Annotated in this window: 16 protein-coding genes; 5 read left to right on the top strand and 11 right to left on the bottom strand. The window is 43.0% G+C overall.

From position 1 onward, the window contains the following. Positions 1–21: 21 nt before the first annotated feature. The 8 genes from E0D95_RS07900 to E0D95_RS07935 form a co-directional block, all read right to left on the bottom strand. Positions 22–804 (bottom strand): helix-turn-helix domain-containing protein, encoded by a 783-nt coding sequence (locus E0D95_RS07900; RefSeq protein WP_130803362.1) that lies wholly within the window; start codon positions 802–804, stop codon positions 22–24. Continuing rightward, the gene (gene pilW, locus E0D95_RS07905) at positions 795–1,547 is read right to left on the bottom strand and encodes a type IV pilus biogenesis/stability protein PilW (protein WP_130804862.1); all 753 of its coding nucleotides are present in this window, start codon (positions 1,545–1,547) and stop codon (positions 795–797) included. The genes E0D95_RS07900 and pilW overlap by 10 nt, the downstream gene beginning before the upstream one ends. 65 nt (positions 1,548–1,612) lie before the next feature. Beyond that, complete coding sequence (gene rlmN, locus E0D95_RS07910; RefSeq protein WP_130803363.1) at positions 1,613–2,839, bottom strand: dual-specificity RNA methyltransferase RlmN; 1,227 nt, start codon at positions 2,837–2,839, stop codon at positions 1,613–1,615. Positions 2,840–2,959: 120 nt separating this feature from the next. Further along, positions 2,960–3,391, bottom strand: coding sequence for a nucleoside-diphosphate kinase (ndk, locus tag E0D95_RS07915; RefSeq protein WP_130803364.1), 432 nt, complete (start codon positions 3,389–3,391; stop codon positions 2,960–2,962). Between the two features lie 112 nt (positions 3,392–3,503). Next, entirely contained in the window at positions 3,504–3,704 is a 201-nt protein-coding gene (gene iscX, locus E0D95_RS07920; RefSeq protein ID WP_130803365.1) for a Fe-S cluster assembly protein IscX, read from the bottom strand. Positions 3,705–3,785: 81 nt separating this feature from the next. Further along, entirely contained in the window at positions 3,786–4,337 is a 552-nt protein-coding gene (locus E0D95_RS07925) for a phosphatase PAP2 family protein (protein ID WP_130803366.1), read from the bottom strand. A 29-nt stretch (positions 4,338–4,366) separates the two neighbouring features. Then, positions 4,367–5,644, bottom strand: a complete 1,278-nt coding sequence (locus tag E0D95_RS07930) for a glycosyltransferase family 4 protein (protein ID WP_130803367.1) — start codon at positions 5,642–5,644, stop codon at positions 4,367–4,369. Positions 5,645–5,819: 175 nt separating this feature from the next. Beyond that, positions 5,820–8,012 carry a carboxy terminal-processing peptidase gene (locus tag E0D95_RS07935; RefSeq protein WP_130803368.1) on the bottom strand — a complete coding sequence of 731 codons (2,193 nt, stop codon included), beginning with the start codon at positions 8,010–8,012 and terminating at the stop codon, positions 5,820–5,822. 193 nt (positions 8,013–8,205) lie between these two features. On the opposite strand from E0D95_RS07935, the gene nagZ reads away from it, so the two are divergent. Further along, on the top strand, positions 8,206–9,225 hold the full coding sequence (gene nagZ / locus E0D95_RS07940) for a beta-N-acetylhexosaminidase (RefSeq protein WP_130803369.1): 1,020 nt from the start codon (positions 8,206–8,208) through the stop codon (positions 9,223–9,225). A 192-nt stretch (positions 9,226–9,417) separates the two neighbouring features. Next, positions 9,418–10,266, top strand: a complete 849-nt coding sequence (locus E0D95_RS07945) for a class I SAM-dependent methyltransferase (protein WP_130803370.1) — start codon at positions 9,418–9,420, stop codon at positions 10,264–10,266. A gap of 66 nt (positions 10,267–10,332) precedes the next feature. On the opposite strand, the gene E0D95_RS07950 is transcribed toward E0D95_RS07945, so the two are convergent. Beyond that, positions 10,333–11,667: an alpha/beta fold hydrolase gene (locus E0D95_RS07950; RefSeq protein ID WP_213073699.1), complete on the bottom strand. Its 1,335-nt coding sequence runs from the start codon at positions 11,665–11,667 to the stop codon at positions 10,333–10,335. 343 nt (positions 11,668–12,010) lie between these two features. Here E0D95_RS07950 and E0D95_RS07955 point away from each other — a divergent pair, with 343 nt between their 5' ends. From E0D95_RS07955 to pta, 3 genes are all read left to right on the top strand, one after another. Next, a complete protein-coding gene (locus tag E0D95_RS07955; protein ID WP_130803371.1) occupies positions 12,011–13,276 on the top strand; it encodes a glutamate-5-semialdehyde dehydrogenase in 1,266 nt (421 codons plus the stop codon). Between the two features lie 389 nt (positions 13,277–13,665). Then, positions 13,666–14,871, top strand: a complete 1,206-nt coding sequence (locus tag E0D95_RS07960) for an acetate/propionate family kinase (RefSeq protein ID WP_130803372.1) — start codon at positions 13,666–13,668, stop codon at positions 14,869–14,871. A gap of 30 nt (positions 14,872–14,901) precedes the next feature. Beyond that, entirely contained in the window at positions 14,902–17,064 is a 2,163-nt protein-coding gene (gene pta, locus E0D95_RS07965; RefSeq protein ID WP_130803373.1) for a phosphate acetyltransferase, read from the top strand. Between the two features lie 232 nt (positions 17,065–17,296). On the opposite strand, the gene E0D95_RS07970 is transcribed toward pta, so the two are convergent. Both E0D95_RS07970 and E0D95_RS07975 read right to left on the bottom strand, forming a co-directional pair. After that, on the bottom strand, positions 17,297–18,283 hold the full coding sequence (locus E0D95_RS07970) for a malate dehydrogenase (protein WP_130803374.1): 987 nt from the start codon (positions 18,281–18,283) through the stop codon (positions 17,297–17,299). 169 nt (positions 18,284–18,452) lie between these two features. Further along, positions 18,453–19,115, bottom strand: a complete 663-nt coding sequence (locus E0D95_RS07975) for a ribonuclease T2 family protein (protein ID WP_130803375.1) — start codon at positions 19,113–19,115, stop codon at positions 18,453–18,455. Positions 19,116–19,144: the final 29 nt, after the last annotated feature.

Consider the following 19,144-nt stretch of genomic DNA (forward strand, 5'->3'; position numbering starts at 1 on the left):
TTCACTCTAATTGAATCTTCATTAACGAGATAAACGGAAATCAGCTTTACCATTTACCGTATATGGAGACAATGAAATCGGTTCTTGGTTTAAACTTAATGACACAGCCGCCGCATCATCCAAACGAATTTGAAATGGTGATTGGCCATTGAGTGTTAGGGTGGTTGCCTGACGACCAGTCGCCAGCACTTTACCGCTAGCATCTACAATATGCACCGATGTCGGACGATTAAAGTTAAGCACCAATTCATCGCCTGAAGCCGTTGCTCCACTGTTCAATGGCAGCACTTCAACATTTGAATTTTCTGGAATCGCTGCTTCGTTTTTCTTGGCAGACCAATTTTGAATTGCTGTCACCAGCACCCCTAAAATCACCAATACCACCGCAAGGATTAGTCCGCGTTTCAACCATTTTCGGTTACGATCACTCTTAGAACCCGGCAATTTCCCCATAATTTTGATCGGGGAATTGGTCAAAGCATGATTAGGCAATAATCCTGTGTCATTGGCATAAATCTCGTCAAAACGCTGGATGATCGCAGTCGCATCCGCTTTCAGATATTTAGCATAAGAACGATAGTAGCCCTTAATGAACGCAGGCTCTGGCAGACTTTTATAGTCATCTTGCTCTAAGGCCGTTAAGGTTTTAGGGGGCATATTTAAAGCCGATGCCACATCGTTCAATTCAAGCTTTTGAGCAATACGAATCTGGCGTAAGTACTCGCCCGGACGCTGAACATTTCCTAATGCTGAAGTAGGTGAACTTGAGCCAGTTGGCTGCTGTGAATTAGGATTTATTTCCATACGGCCTCAGTACTGTACTGTAATTGCAAATAACGTTTATATTCTGAACTATCGGGAAATAAAGCACGCAGTTGATTCACCAATGCCTGCATTCCCACCCGATCACCATTTGCCCGCGCCACTCGAATTCCGACCCAGAGTGCACGCGCCCCCTGATTAGTCTGACCCACGGTACGTACATATTGTTCGTACATTTGTGTCGCAGCTGGTATTTGCTGTTGCAAATAAAAAATCTCTGCCAACTCTAGCATGGAGACGTAAGAGTCACGATTTGCCTGAAGTGCCTGCTTGAATGCTTTTTCAGCATTCATCTGATCACCAAGCAAAACATAAATACGCCCCTGATTTTCCAGCGCTCGAAAACGCTGATCATACCCCAGTGTTGCCCCAGCAATCGCAAATTGTTCAATCGCATCATTATAACGTTGTCGTTGATACAAGTACGTACCATAATTATTACGAGCCTGTGCATTATTTGAATCTTCTGATATGGCTCGTTTAAAATAAGTTTCTGCGCGCTCCAAATTGGCTGCACTACCCTCTTGCTGGAGCAGTACCCCCATCATCATATTGGCCATGGAATCGCGCGAGTTGACTTCGAGTGCCTGATCCAGTGCACGCTTTGCGGCATCCAAATCGCCTGACTTGATATATTCAGCCGCCAGTTGAGTCCGTACTTGTACGGCTTTTTTAGGGTCTTTTGTACTAGCGGGGGTTTGACAGGCTGATAGCATCATGCCCATCAAGCATGCTGATATCCAGACCTTGGAACGTGAAGTGAAACTGTTCAACAACTCTACCCCCAATATTATCCCTGCGAGCGAATAATCTCTTGTCGCTCAGCAACTTTCTTTTTCCATTGTTCAGCACGACGGGTTCGATCTGCAACCTGCCCAACCAGTTGACCACATGCAGCATCAATATCATCGCCACGTGTCTGACGAATCGTACACACAAATCCAGCATCAGACAAAGTTTTTTGAAAGGCAATAATACGATTTCGGCTCGAACGCCCATAAGGCGCATGTGGAAATGGATTAAATGGAATCAGATTTATTTTACTTGGTAAATTTTTTAATAGTTTTATTAATTGTTGCGCATGTTCAGGATGATCATTGACACCATCCAGCATCACATATTCGACCGTCACATGTTTACGTGTACTTTCATTACCACCTTTGGCCAGATAACGCTGACATGCTGCAATCAATTGTTGCAGTGGATACTTTTTATTGATTGGAACTAACTCATTACGCAGTTCATCATTCGGCGCATGTAAAGAAATTGCCAGCGCAACATCGATATCCTGTGCCAGTTGATCAATCTTGGGAACTACGCCCGAAGTAGAGAGTGTAACTCGGCGTTTGGACATGCCATAAGCAAAATCATCCAGCATTAACTGCATTGAACTCAGGACTGCATCGTAATTTAACAATGGCTCACCCATTCCCATCATCACGACATTGGTCACCGAGCGTTCACGCTCAGCCACAGGTACATCTTCCATATAAGACTGATTGGCGACCCAAAGCTGTCCAATAATTTCATCAGGCGTTAAATCACGTTGAAAACCCTGTTTGCCTGTAGAACAAAATGAACAGTCCAGTGCACAACCGACTTGCGATGAAATACATAAGGTTTTGCGAGAACCCGTTTTATCTTCAGCGGGAATCAAGACGGTTTCAACCAATGAACCAGCACCATCACCAACACGAAATACCCATTTACGGGTGCCGTCTTTGGAGTAGTTGCGATGTACCACTTCAGGGGCTTTAATTTCACAAACCTGCTCAAGCTTGGCGCGTAGCTTGCCTGAGATATTGCTCATTTCAGCAAAATCAGTGACAAAGTACTGGTGAATCCATTTCATCACCTGACCTGCGCGAAACTTTTTCTCTCCCAATTGTTCAAAGAATTTCTCTAACTCTGTACGAGACATACCCAGTAGATTCACTTTGGCACTGACAGCTTGAACCGCTGCATCAGCAGGCTGTGCATTCACTGTGGGTACTGTGCTATCGATTACAGAAGTCATGAGCTTACCTAAAACGTATATTCATGATGTTGTTGCGCTCATTTTTAGAGCAACACCATTCAGAGAGAATAAAAAAACCAGATAAGTATAATACCACTTATCTGGTTTGGATGCTTTCGATTAACGAGTGCGCGGGAAGATCTCTTCAGCAGCGAAGAAATACGCAATTTCACGTTCAGCAGAAGCAACAGAGTCAGAACCATGTGCAGCATTTTCATCAATGCTGGTTGCGAAGTCAGCGCGGATAGTCCCTGGAGCTGCTTCTTTCGGGTTGGTTGCACCCAAAATTTCACGGTGCGCAAGCACTGCATTTTCGCCTTCAAGCGCAGAAACAACCACTGGACCAGAAGTCATGAACGCAACCAAGTCAGCAAAGAAACCACGTTCTTTGTGCTCAGCATAGAAGCCTTCAGCTTCTGCTTGAGTCAATTGCTTGTATTTGATTGCAACTGGTTTTAAACCCGCTTTTTCAAAACGTGCAATGATTTCACCAATGTGGTTTTTACCAACAGCATCTGGTTTGATAATTGATAAAGTACGTTCGATTGCCATGTGTGGCTCCTCGCTTAAAATTTTAAACGTAAAAAATTGGGCGCATTATACCGATGTATACGGCAATAAGCAGCCATGATTATGTAAAAGTTATAAATTTCCGATGATTTTTTTAGCGAACTTCGTCGATCCATGCCATCTGAATGGCTTCAAGTAAGCCTTCTGTCGACTTGGCTGGATCATCACTGAATTCAGGGAGTGCACAAATCCATGCATGCAAATCGGTAAAGCGAATCCATTGCGGATCAACTTCTGGATGTGCTTCACTTAATTCAATGGCGATATCAATGGTATCCGTCCAGCGTAAACCCATAGCATTGTCCTGTTGTTTTTCATCAAATGAGTGCTACTTTAGCAAACTTTGGACCATTGAAACATGCAGATGTGTCGCTGCTTATAAGTAAATATTTAAAAGTGGCGCAGTAAAGATAATCGCACACCCTACCACAGTCCCAATCACGGCACCCACAATCACATCACTTGGATAATGTAATCCCAGCACCATACGGGACAGTGCCACCAAAATGGTAAATGGCAACATGACAGCGACCAGAATTGGCTGAATATAGCCTAAAGCAATGCTCGCCATCACCGCATGCAAAGTATGACCCGATGGAAAACTAAAATGATCCAAGGGACGCTCACCCAATACAATTACCTGATGCACCTGATAAGGGCGTGGACGCGTGGTTTTATGTTTTAAAAATTTATAGATACCCGTACCCACTGAGCCGCCGAGCAGTAAGTAAATGATTTGCAAACCATAAAACAACCCTTGTGACACCCACACAATAAAGAGCATGATGTACCAAAATAAACCATCGCCTAATCGACTGACAGTTTTAAAAAACAATGCAACACGCTGCGAATGAGAAAAATGATTTAGATAAACACAACCTTTTAAATCCAAATCAAGCATTCTAATTTTGGCATTTTTAAAATTCATGGTGACACTCCTCTCACATTTACTGAGATTTATACTCGGTAGCATTCTTTTACTACCTGATACAAGGCTTGTTCCATTTCATAAACTGGCTGTTGCCAACCGCTTTGCTTTACATGCTGTGCTGCCTGTAATCCCATTCGCCTTAACTGTTGTCGTGCTGGTAGCTGATACAGCGACTGTATAAAATGATTCACTTGTCCTAAAGGACTGAGCCAACCACTGACCTGCTGCTCGACGTATTGACCTGCGCAAGCATAATCGTATGCGACCACTGGTAAACCACTTGCCATGGCTTCTAAAACCACATTGCCAAAGGTTTCAACTTGACTCGCAAATACAAACACATCTGCACTTGCATATGCTGCTGCAAGATTCTTGCCAGTTAAGCTGCCAGTAAACTCAACATTGTTACATTTTACTAAGCTTTCTAAGCGAGCACGGTCTGGTCCATCCCCCACAATCACCAACTTATAATGACGTTGTTGCATCCGTTGCATTGCACTATGGGTTTCAATCAACAATTCAATTTCTTTTTCGGGTGATAACCGCCCTACATACAACATGACCGTTGTGTTATCTGTGACGCCCCATTTCTCACGCAATTTCTCGCAACGATATTGCGGTGAAAATTTTTCGGTATCTACGCCGCGCCCCACCACCTTCAAGGGACATTGAATACCAAAACTGCGTAACGCTTTTTCAGCATCATGACTTGGAACACAGGTCATATCTGTACTGTTATGAAACCAACGTAAATAGTTTTGTATCGGCTTGAGTAAAAAAGCTAAATCGAAGAAACGACTAAAATCCTGAAATGGCGAGTGGAATCCACTAGAGACAGGAATGCTTCTTGATCGAGCCGCGTGCAATGCAGTGAGCCCAAGCGGCCCTTCAGTGACGATGTGCACAACGTCTGGAGCAAATGCAGTAAAGGCTTTACTGACTTTCAAATATTGTGGCCAGCCAAATTGCAGCCCCGGATATTTGGGTAATGCCTGTGACATGACTAGACATTCTTTATTTGGGGAAAATTCATCGCAGTTGATTTTTTGTTGCGGACGAACCAGTAAGATTTTATGTCCCTGCTGCTGTAAACCCTTACAAAGCTGTAACAGCGATAAGGCAACCCCATTAATTTCGGGCGGCCATGTTTCTGTGACAATTGCAATTTTAAGTTTGGGACGTACCAGTTGATTGAGCGCATGCCAGTCTTGACTGACTTGGGCTTGTCTATTTTTAAAATAGAACTTAAAGTTTTCTGGAAAATTTTCTTGTTTTAGCAGCGTTGTAGCGAACACACCTTGCATACAACTATCCATTTGATTTATTTTCATAGCTCAAATATTAGACAGCCGTTTTGACACTTTGATGATGCCATGATGACATTTTAGTGACAAAAAAAAAGAGCATATCGAAATATGCTCTTTGATCTTAACCGCCTTTCAATGCGATAGTTTCATTGAGACGATGTCTTACTCGAGATTAAGAACGTCCTTGCACTTTGGCATAATCCAGCAAGACATTGGCTGCTTCATTTACAAAGGTCTCCTCTTCAGGCAAAGGTGGACGCGCATTGACTTTCATCTTGGCACGAGACTCACTTAAAGCATCCAGTGATGCCTGATAACTTTCCCAATTCGCAAATGGTTTCAAACCTGTTGCTGTTCGACGTTGATTTTCAGCATCCAGTGTGCGTTTTTCCAGTCTTAAAATTTCTGCTTTACGCTGATCAATATCCAGAACAATACGTTTTTGATCTTTGGTTTCATCCGCAATTGTTCGGCGAGCTTCAAGATATTTAAATTGCGGATCTATACTGACACGCGCTTTAGATTCTTGAGAGAGTTTTTCCACATAAGGCTGGATTGAACCTTCACGCTTAAATGGTGCAGTTGGAATGGTATCCCATTTCAACGCATTCTTGGCCTTACGCTCACCAAACTCTTCATCGTAAATATCCACCAATTTAATGTCTGGAATCACGCCTTTATTTTGAGTACTTCCACCCGTGACACGATAGAACTTACGTTGTGTTAAAGTCGCCTGACCGTGCGCCAAAGTATCCAGTTGAACTTGTGCTGTTCCCTTACCAGTCGTGGTACTACCAATCACGATTCCGCGCTCGTAATCCTGAATCGCAGCCGAGTAAATTTCACTGGCAGAAGCCGAAGCCAAATTGACTAATATCGCCAATGGTCCTGCATAGGTTTGCGCACCGCCATCATTGTCTTCAAAGACGCTGACATTGCCATTGCCATCACGAATTTGCACCACAGGACCAGATTTGATCACTTGTCCGAGCATACGTGCGACTTCTTCAAGTGAACCGCCCGGATTGTTACGCAAGTCGATAAGAATCCCATCAACATTTTTAGCCGAAAGTGACTTCAATGCATTATTGGTATCTTCAGATACCGAACGATATTCAGTTCCAGCACGGCGCGCACGATAGTTCAAATAAAATGAGGGAATTTCAATCACACCAAAAGTATGTTTTTTACCATCACGCATCACCTCAACTGTACGTGAACGCACACCCGCATCTTCTTCCTGAATCACGTCACGAACCAGACTGACGCTACGTGCCTGACTCATTGGTGCGCCCGGTCCAAGTAGCTTAATAGTCACTTTGGTGCCACGTTTACCACGAATCAAGCCAACAATTTCAGCACTCGACCAGCCAATCACATCGACCATTTTGTCGCCATCCTGAGCGACGCCAATAATGCGATCTCCTGATTTGACTTGACCCGACTTGCTGGCTGGGCCGCCCTCTACAATCGTTTCAATCTTGATGTAATCTTCATTGCCACGTTCAGGACGAATCGAAACCCCAATGCCTTCCAACTGTAGCGTGGTTTGCCGATTCAATTCCATCGCATCAATCGGTGGATAATAATTACTATGCGGGTCGTAAGTTGCCATCATGGCATTTAAGGTTTTATCCAGCACGTCATCGCTTTTCACTCGAGTGACTCGCTCCAACTGACGGGTATAACGCTTGGTCAGTGTTTGTACAGGAGTTAAATCCTCAGCACTGGCTAAATCCTGACCATTTGCCAATTCAGGATTGTCTTTTAAGGCTTTTTGTTTGGCCAGATCTTCTTCTTTGCTAATGGTCAAATTAATTAACTGTGACACCAGCATTTTACGCCAATAATCCTGCTGTTCAGCGGTATTTTTAAAATAGGCCGCTTTTTCACGATCAGTATCAATATAAACATTGGGCTGTTTTAAGTTTTGTGGCTTTTTCAGTTCAGCCAGCATGAACTCATAAAACATTTTTAAGCGTTTACGATATTGGTCATGTATCGCATAAGGACCTGTTAAGTTGCCTGCTTTTAATGCCGCACCAAAACTTGAACCATACTTCGCCTTGTAGTCCTGAACTTCGGGTGCCAAAAATAGCGAGTGATCAGGATCCAGACTATCCAGATACATATCCAGAATTCGATTGGACGTATTGGCATCCAAACGCATGTTTAAATAATGCTGACGGTCAACCAGCGTTGCCAATTGACGTGATACCAGTTGTTGTTCCTGAGTCGGCTGAATGTTTTGGGAGATGGTCGCAGGTGCAGTATCAGTTGCCGCAATTGCTTCGTTTATCGCATGCGTGAAAAACAATCCACCAGTCGCGACTGCAACCGCACAAGCTATCATTTGAAGTTTCATAAATTTTTAATACTTCCTTGGATTTTCCAATATACACACTGTGCCATCGACCCCGAATGTCACAGATTCAACATCTTACCCAACTTAATTTGTGTATGTCGTGTAGTTTTATCATATTCTATGCTGACAAAATGTAGCAAATCATTGCAGAATTCCGCTATTGTTTTATCCAGAAATTAGACGAGCAACCTTTATGATTGGCGCATTGATGCTAGACATTGCTGGCACAGAACTTACCTCAGAAGATATTGAACTATTGGGCAATCCGCAAGTCGGCGGCATGATTTTATTTGGGCGAAATATTGAATCCCCCCAACAGGTTCGCGCCTTGACTAATCATATGCGTCAAATCCGTCCAGATATTTTAATTGCTGTCGATCAGGAAGGCGGTCGCGTACAACGATTAAAAAGCGGATTTACGCTATTGCCTGCAATGGGACGTTTTGGTGAGCTGTATCAACAACAACCAGAAAAAGCCCTTCAACTGGCCGAGCAATGTGGCTGGTTAATGGCAACTGAAGTGTTAGCCGTCGGTATTGATTTTAGTTTCGCGCCAGTTTTAGACATTAATGCGATTAGCGATGTGATTGGGGATCGCGGTTTTGCCAAAAACCAGCAAGATATTGTGCCCTTGGCATCGGCGTTTATGAAAGGCATGCAACACGCCGGCATGGCAACGACGGGCAAACATTTTCCGGGTCATGGTTCAGTTCAGGCTGATTCGCACGTTGCCGCAGCAATTGACCCGCGCCCGTATGACGATATCTATCAACAAGACATGCAAACCTTTATTCAGTTGATGCCGCAACTGGATGCACTAATGCCTGCCCATGTCATCTATGAACAGGTCGACCCAAACCCTGCGGGTTTTTCACCTTTTTGGATTCAAGAAGTTTTACGCAAACAACTGAACTTTGATGGCGTATTATTTTCAGATGATTTGAGTATGCAAGCCGCGTGTGTGGCAGGTGGAGCAGATGCGCGTCTACATGCGGCACTCACCGCAGGCTGCGACATGGGACTGGTCTGTAATGACCGTTCATCGGCTTGTTTGGCACTCGATTCAATTCAAGATCTAGCTTTACCAAATCAGCAACGCCTAGAGCGTATGCGTGGTAAGATTCCTGAGTTAGAAATAGGTAATAGCCTTGCACTGGGTCAAGTGTGGCAGTCTCATAAAGATCAGATTGAGCAATTCAAAGATAGCTTTTAAGGTATTGAAGGTTATAATAAAGTCACTTTTTACATCATGAGTTGATTTCTTTCTTACGTGCTTTTTTATTTTTCTCTCTTTTTGAGAACATAAAAAGGAATTAAACAGTTAAGAAAGAAATCCAATCGATCGGCATACGCATGATGTTTTAAATGACACACGGATGATAAATAAAATAATAGGTTCAGGAATATGACCCAAGCCCTTTCAAAACATCGACATATCTCGTTTACTGCCCATTATACAGGGTATATCTGGTATCAAATGGGAATCTCTCATCAAGCACTGGCTACAAAAAAAGGGAAAACGCTCGCAGCACTGGTTCACCCACTGGAAAGCTGGGCCGAAAAGTATGTCGGTGGCAGTATGCGCAGCACGCTCAAACAACGGCATACCTTATTGGATGATCAACTGAAAAGCTTAATTGAACAGCATCCTCAATTACAGGTGCTCGAAATTGCCAGTGGTCTTTCGCCTCGTGGCTGGTGGTTTAGGCAGCATTATCCAGAGATTACTTACCGTGAACTAGATTTGCCCGATATGGCTCAAACCAAGCAGGCTGCATTACAACAGATTGAAGCTGATGCTCCTGACATGCTCTCGGTGGATTTATTTACTCAAGAATTTAAACAAGCCTTTGACTTATTTGACTCGTCCCTGCCTCTGGTGGTCATCAGTGAAGGATTAATTAATTATTTTGATAAGCCGTTATTGGCTCAACTTATTCAATCCATAGCTCAATATGGACGTACATTTCCCCAGCTGCATTATTTGACCGATTTATATCCTGAACCTGTCAAAAATAAACTGGCTCACATTATCTGGAGTAGCAGCAAACTTTTAAAATGGATGTCACGGAGTGCGTTTAGTTTTCATTTCACGACTCCAAACGATGTAGAACAGTTTTTTAAAGAAAATGGTTTTCATGAAGTCAAAGTAACACAACCAGCAGATAGTCATCACCTCACCCCTTCAAGCTCTACTGAGCATTTGGGCGATCTGGTCTGGACCATTCATGCCAGCAATAAAAAACAGCGTTAAAAACGCTGTTTTTTATCCCCAAATGACGTGACCCATACTGGCTTCTAAGGTATGAGTCCTTTCACGTCACACCACCTCAGCGTACTGAAGTTGATGTTCTTTTTGCCGCGCCACAAAGCGCAGTAAACGATCCGCAACAGCAAAACTACCATGCTTAAAAATCGCCCGAATTCCAGAGCCATCCACCTGAAAAATTAAACACTCGATACTAAAAGCACCTTCTTCATCTTCAAGGTGTAAAGCCAAGTCACGTGGATAATGCTCAACCTGACTCGCCTGATGTTGCTGCTCTAAATGCAACAATACCCCAAAAAAACTTAAATCACGAACTGAAACTTTGAACTGCTCAGGCAAATAACGATGTGTCAATTGTGTATGTGGTTGACTGATTTCAATTCGCTCTTCACCACGACGGTCCATATTTTTGATTTGCTCACGCGTCATCGGAATAATGCCATCCAAATCCTGAATTGACTCACCATTTAAAAAGGTCGCAAATAAATGCATGGTTTCCTTACGACGTTGCAACTGTGGTACATGGTCTGCATTGGCAATCAGCGCAAATTGCATATCTGGGCATTGCAAAGCAAAATTGGCATTTTCGAAAGGCAAGGTGAAACTATCGTACTGTCCAGCAGCGACTAAAGTTTTGCATTGTGGAATTGGAACATCTTTTAAACGCAATAATCGATTACAGTTAATTTCGTAACGCAATTGCTCAGTTTGAGTAAATTCAGCCATTTGGCGAAAAAATAGACGCTTCGCGGTTGGAGACATCCTAGTTTTATCAAGTTTGGCATGATTCACCAAATATAAAATCACGGCCTGCCCAAATTCTTCCATCCGTTCTTCTTGCATCAGCTTAAGCGATTCTTCCAGAATCATCCGCCAGCTTTTACGGGTCTTTTGCATGACTCCCATCAGCACCATGCGATCTACCAATTCAGGTCGCTGATGGGCAAATGAAGAAGCCACCACCGAACCTAAGGACATTCCCATCATGGATACTTTTGAAATGCCCACAATATCGAGCCACTCCCCCAACATTCTGGATAAATCACCCAGTTCCAAGGTTCCGGCAGAAACACCTGTATCACGATTCGTGATTTGTTGATTTGCCCCCATGGACGGTAAATCAATCAAAATGACAGGTCCACAGGCAAATAGTTGCTCTACGCAATATTTATAAGAGTTGAAATTTTGAAATGCGCCGCCCACAATCACAATCGGCGTTTGATGAATGGTTCGTACATCCGCCATCGCCATGTACTCAATTTTCCAACCATCAATCCACGTTTCACGAGCAGACTGTTTAAAAATATCCTTATGATACAGATCAAAAAAACCAAAAGGTGATCCTGACTGGTGAAGATCAGCGTCCATCTGGATAATGGAATTCATTTCCTGCCTCCTGCTTGCGTTGTTTTTATCTGTGCAAGCTCCGTTCCATGCGACACAACGGCTATGTATCCTTACTCAACTTTTTTGTATAACGTCAATAGCCTTATTGTTTCATTCTATACAGATGTCAGTTTTTTAAGCAACCCGTTTTGTTGACCGCTCATCTAATTTCAAGACTTTTCAAGTTTCAAAATATTTAAGCACTGAGGCATAGAACGAACTTTTTGCGCTAAATATTGCATTTGTGCACATTTAACCCAGATGCATGACTATACCAAATTGGGCATAGCCTGATACTATGCAACGTACATCTATATGGATTTTTAAACGATCAAAGACTGCTATGCAAGATTCTATTGAACACTATATGCAAACAGTGGGTCAACAGGCGCGTCAGGCTTCACGCTTGCTTGCCAGTGCCTCAACCCTAGTCAAAAACAATGCGCTCTCTGCGATTTTCACTGCGCTTGAAGACCGTCAACCGCAAATTTTAGCGGCAAACGCGATCGACATGAAAAAAGCACATGACAATCACTTAGACAGTGCACTGCTTGATCGTTTAGAGCTTAACCCCATACGCTTTAAGGGGATGCTACAAGGTTTAAAAGATGTGATTGGCCTGAAAGACCCGATTGGCGAAATCACAGATATGTCTTATCGCCCAACAGGAATTCAACTCGGTAAAATGCGGGTGCCTTTAGGGGTCGTTGGCATGATTTATGAATCACGTCCCAATGTAACACTAGAAGCGGCCTCTCTTGCGCTGAAGTCAGGTAATGCGATTATTTTACGGGGTGGTTCAGAAGCACTTGAGTCGAATAAAGCAATTGCGGAAGCCATTCAGCATGGTCTGCAAAAGGCAGGTTTGCCAGAACATACGGTTCAAGTGATCAATACATCTGATCGTGCCGCAGTCGGTCAACTGATTACCATGAGTGAATATGTCGATGTCATTATTCCGCGTGGCGGTAAAGGTCTGATTGAACGAATTACCCATGAAGCGCGTATTCCTGTCATCAAGCACCTCGATGGAAATTGTCATGTTTTTGTTGAAGCCGAGGCTGATTTACATAAAGCCCTTCCAATTGCCCTAAATGCAAAAACACACCGTTATGGTGTGTGTAACGCTATGGAAACTTTATTGGTCGATGAAAATATTGCGGACGAGTTTTTGCCGCGCATTGCAGAGCTTTATGCAGAAAAGCATGTCGAGCTTCGTGGCTGTGATCAGACCCGCCGCATTCTGGGTGAAAGTGTTAAAGTTGCGACCGAAGAAGATTGGTATACCGAATATCTAGCACCTATTTTAGCTATAAAAGTAGTGACAGGTATTGATGAAGCCATTACACACATCAACAAATATGGTTCACACCATACCGATGCGATCATCACTGAAAACTATTCTTTGGTGCGCAAATTTCTGGCAGAAGTGGATTCTAGCTCCGTCATCATCAATGCATCGACGCGTTTTGCCGATGGTTTTGAATATGGCTTGGGTGCAGAAATTGGCATTTCAACCGATAAAATTCATGCGCGAGGTCCTGTCGGTTTAGAAGGCTTAACTTCACAAAAATGGATCGTATTTGGTGACGGACAAATTCGTCAATAATTTAAGACTTCAAGGCTATTGTTGTGAGCACAGCAATAGTCTGAATTTTAAAATCTGACTTTTTAAAATTAGAAATGAATAATTATTTTCATGCTTCAAGTTACATAAATTACAACATGATCCATCTGTCAAACCGAGTCACTTCCCGCTATATTATTTTATAAAATAAATGTGGCTTAGGTTGGATATTCGTTGGTTTTAACTCATCAATGCTAACGATAAATTAATTGATGTTCGATAGTGCTTAAGTCTAATCGGCTAAAGTCTAGCTTGGACATAAAAACGACACATGTTACAACATGTCGCATTGATGTTCAGACTGATCCTATCAGCGCTGAAAAATCAATGTTTTAGGGAATACAATTTACAACACTTTTGGGTACAACACCGTGTCTACATCCGTTTTAGTTATTAACTGTGGTTCTTCTTCTATCAAATATGCCTTGATTTCAGAGCGTCGTGAAAATCGTATTTATGGTCTGGCTGAAAATCTAGGTACAGCAGAAGCTCGTATTAAAGGGATTACAGTCGGTGGTGAACCCTTGGAATTATCTATTCCGCATGCAGATCACGAAAAAGCACTTGAAACACTTTTAGCACGTTTAGCCAATTATAAGCCTCAAGCCATCGGACATCGTGTGGTACATGGTGGCACCTTAACCAAAGCTGAATTGCTGAGTCCAGAAATTATTGAACGTATTGTCGCGGCTACACCGTTGGCTCCGTTGCATAATCCTGCGCATTTGATTGGGATTGATGCCACCATGCGTCTTTTTCCTGAATTGCCTCAAGTGGCTGTGTTCGATACTGCATTTCATCAAACTCTCCCTGAACATGCGTATCGTTATGCTTTGCCGAAATTTTTTTATACTGAACATAATGTACGTCGCTATGGCTTTCATGGCACGAGCCATGCGTATGTGTCTGATCGTGCCAGTGAGTTGGCAGGTCAATTCCGGCAAGGTGGCTGGTTAACTGCACATTTAGGCAATGGCAGTTCAACCTGTGCTGTATGGAATGGTGAAAGTATTGATACCTCAATGGGTTTGACTCCTCTTGAAGGCATTGTGATGGGAACACGTAGTGGCGATGTTGACCCAAGCATTCATAGTTTTATTGCCAACAATTTGGGCTGGGATATCGATAAAATTGATAAAATGCTCAATAAAGAAAGTGGTTTACTCGGTTTATCAGACAATTTGTCCAATGACATGCGCACGCTGATTGAAGCCTCAGAAAATGGCAACCAAGATGCGACTCTTGCTATCGAAGTATTCAGCTATCGTTTAGCCAAGTCTTTGGCTGGGCTAAGTTGTGGTTTAGCTCAAATCAATGGTTTAATTTTCACTGGTGGAATTGGCGAAAACTCGGCGTATATTCGTGAAAAAACCATGGCATATTTGCCTCATTTCGGTTTCCATCTGGACAAAAATCAAAACAATACCCTACAGCGCGGCACGGAAGGTCGAATTGATAACGGTGAAGGACCACAGATCTGGGTCATTCCAACCGATGAAGAGGGACGTATTGCCCAAGAAACCAAACAAGTGCTTCAACATTTAAACCACACTGAACAAACAATACGTCAGATTTAATCTCAACAAATTTTTTGATTTAAGGTCATTATGAATACAATTTTAATGATTCCAACTGCTGAGGGAGTCGGCTTAACCTCAGCATGTCTTGGCATGATCTACGCGCTCGACTGTAACGGCATTAAAGCCGGATTTTTAAAACCTTTTTCGCAAGAAAATCAGAATCAGGTTGACCGCACCACGTCGTTATTTCACCATTTATTTCAACGTGATACCGTTCAATCTATTTCTCATGAGAAACTGCTGCAATATATTTCCGCAGGAGAAATGGATGATTTATTGGAAGAAGCGGTCAGCCTACATCGTATTATCGCTGCCCAGCAAGATGTGATTATTGTTGAAGGTTTACTACCTAATGGGCAAGATCATTTTGCGAGTGAACTGAATGCAGCACTTGCACAGGCACTAGATGCAAAAGTGATTTTAGTTAGCACAGCTGATATTCAAAACCCACGTAAAACTGCCGAAAAAATTGAAGCTCATTTGCGTCAGTTTGGTGGCATCAGCTCTAACCGTACTGCTGGGGTGTTATTCATGCGAACGCGTGGCTTACCCGAAGAAAGCGCGCAAATTCCGCTCACGATTGACCCTTCACTGCGTTTGTCTCAAGAAATTGAAAAATTTAGTCACGAATTACAGCAGTACAATCGGCATCTGGGTACGCAGGAATTACCTATTATTGGCATGGTGCCTTTTAGTAATATTTTGAGTGTACCTCGAACACTGGATATTGCCTCGGTTATTGATGGGGAATGGGTACATCAGGGCGAAGCCAAGCAACGACGAATTTTACATTCTAGTTTAATTGCCTCAAGCATCGAATATGAACTGAATAAATTTGTCGCAGGCGAACTGATTATCAGCGCATCAGAACGTACGGATGTTTTACTGGCCAGCAGTTTGGCCAGTAGCAATGGCATTCCTTTGGCTGGTTTGGTGTTAACCGAAAGAAATGCACCGAATACACAGATTCTGGATTTTTGTCAAAATGCGATTAAGCGTGGCTTGCCCATTTTACATACCAAGCTCAACACCCTTGAAACTGCTCAGCGTCTAGCCGATTTTGGCAATGAAATTCCAATTGATGACACTGAACGTGCCGAACAAGTCACACGTTTTGTCTCGAGCCACATCGATACTGCATGGCTGAAAGCGCAAGTGAACAGTCATCTGCGACCGCGTTTGTCTCCTTCTGCATTTCGACATGAATTGGTACAAAAATCCATTGCAGCGAAAAAGCGTATTGTACTGCCAGAAGGAGATGAGCCTCGCACGGTGCAAGCCGCTGCTATTTGTCAGGCACGGGGTATTGCGCAGTGTATTTTATTGGCGAAACCAGAATCTGTGGTCGAGGTTGCCAAAGCTCGCGGTATTGAATTACCCGATGATCTGGAAATTATTGATCCCGATAGCATTCGTGATCAGTATGTCGCACCTATGGTCGAACTACGTAAAGGTAAACTCAACGAGTTACAGGCCAAAGAACAACTTCAAGACACCGTGGTCCTCGGTACGATGATGCTGGCGCTCGATCAAGTCGATGGTCTGGTTTCAGGTGCAATTCATCCCACCGCCAATACGGTTCGCCCTGCCTTTCAATTGATTAAGACCGCTCCCGAATACTCCTTGGTATCATCCATCTTTTTTATGCTGTTGCCTGATGAAGTGTTTGTCTACGGCGATTGTGCGATTAATCCTGATCCTGATGCACAGCAATTGGCAGAAATTGCGATTCAATCTGCGGACTCGGCCAAGGCCTTTGGCATTGAACCACGTATTGCCATGATTAGTTATTCGACAGGCACTTCTGGTACAGGTGCAGATGTCGAAAAAGTCGCTGAAGCCACGCAAATTGCCAAACAACGCCGCCCCGATCTGTTAATTGATGGGCCATTACAATACGATGCAGCATCGGTAGAGAGTGTCGGTCGCCAAAAAGCACCCGATTCACAAGTCGCAGGTCGTGCCAATGTGTTTATTTTCCCAGACTTAAATACTGGTAATACCACTTATAAAGCCGTTCAACGTTCTGCCAATGTGGTCAGTGTCGGACCCATGTTGCAAGGTTTGAATAAACCTGTAAATGATTTATCACGGGGTGCATTGGTCGATGATATTGTATTCACCATTGCACTGACAGCCATTCAGGCTGAACAACAGGGCGAAGCAAAAGCAGCGCATCTAGCATCTTAGTCGGCATATTGATATCGCAGTAGTCCCTTGAACAAAGGGACTTTTTTATTTTTAAGCACTGATTTTCCAAAACACCTATTGAAACAATCATTAAAATGCTCAGGGTTATAATACTTAGCAAATAACACCTTAAACACAAAAAATGCGAAGAAAAAAACCGAGTTAATTGCTTAACTCGGTTTTTTGAATCATTCAGAGCAATCTATTTTAATTCAAACAGATCAACTCTCAATTATTTCAACATGTCTGCAATTGCAGCACGTTCTTCTTCAAGCTCATTAAGCGTAAAGTTGATACGCTCACGGCTGAATTCATCGATTTCTAAACCTTGAACGATTTTGTATTCACCGTTTTCAGTGGTAACAGGGAAACCAAACATCACCCCTTCAGGAATACCATATGAACCGTCAGATGGAATACCCATCGTCACCCATTTGCCGTTTGTACCCAACGCCCAATCACGCATGTGGTCAATGGCAGCATTTGCAGCAGAAGCAGCAGAAGATAAACCACGCGCTTCAATGATCGCAGCACCACGCTTACCTACAGTTGGAAGGAACACATCTTTGTTCCATTCTGCATCGTTGATTTTGTCTTTTAAGCTTACGCCATTTGCAGTTGCAAAGCGGTAGTCCGCATACATGGTTGGTGAGTGGTTGCCCCACACAGTCATGTTTTCAATATCAGCAACCGCAACACCTGCTTTTTGAGCAATTTGAGTCAAAGCACGGTTGTGGTCAAGACGTAGCATGGCAGTGAAGTTTTTCGCAGGAAGATCTGGAGCAGAATTCATTGCGATATAAGCATTGGTGTTTGCAGGGTTACCGACAACCAATACTTTAACATCACGGCTCGCCACTTCATTTAATGCTTGACCTTGACCGATGAAGATTTCACCGTTCACTTTCAACAAGTCAGCACGTTCCATACCAGGACCACGTGGACGAGAACCCACCAATAATGCATAGTCAGCATCTTTGAATGCTACTTTAGGATCATCAGTTCCGATCATGCCAGCCAATAATGGGAAAGCACAGTCATCAAGTTCCATCATCACGCCTTTTAGCGCTTGTTGAGCTTTCTCAACTGGAATTTCAAGCAATTGCAAAATCACTGGTTGATCTTTGCCTAACATTTCACCGCTTGCGATACGGAATAACAAGCTATAACCAATTTGACCTGCAGCGCCAGTAACGGCAACACGAACGGGTTGCTTCATGTAATTATCTCCAATTGAGGATCGTTAAGATGATTAAATAGTCGTTCCATTTAATCTAATAATCATAAACGGCAAAGATTGTACTCCAAACCACACAGAGATGCATTTAAAAGAGAATGAATTTCAACAAAAGTCTGATAGAAAATATAAATCAATTGCGACTTGGTGATTAATAACTACCCTTAATCGTGAATTCACTCGGACAATTTGCAACGATATGATTTGAACATTGTTTATAGGTTCCATTGACCTGATAGCAAACTTGAACCTCTGTCAAAATTGAATCTGAGCGGGAAGATTGACAATTGAAACGTATACCACTAGCAGGTAATGACGGGTTTAAACGCGTAAATTGCTGTTGTAAATTACTTCTTTCAATTTCCTTATTGGTGCTATTGGTCAAGTCTGATGGAATTTTTAAACGCTCTGCGTAGTTAATAATCATTCTAAAATATTGACTGGCTGACATGGGGATACACCCCCCAATACTACGCCACAATTGCGCTCTGGCATTTTCATCTGGCATGACCCTAGCCACCACTTTAGCCTGTAATGGCGACAACGTGGCAGATGAGGTTGTCTCACAGCTCGGATGTGCAGTTTCTGGCAATAATCCTGTAATAGTCAGGGAATAACCCTCAAGACATTTGCGTTGCTTTTGTCGGGATGAATCCAGCGCACAGACCGCTGGAGTCATTTGTATTTGCATGACATAGCCCTGTAGACGCGGCGTATCTGCATAAAGATTCGGAGCAAATAGATAAATATTCACCCAGAATAAACACCCAGCAGACCATAAACAGCAATGGTATATGAGACTCTTTTTTTTCATCGAACTAAAAACTTAACCGTTATCATTAA

It is taken from the genome of Acinetobacter ihumii (genome assembly GCF_900625095.1).
In the GTDB taxonomy this organism is placed as follows: Bacteria; Pseudomonadota; Gammaproteobacteria; order Pseudomonadales; family Moraxellaceae; genus Acinetobacter; species Acinetobacter ihumii.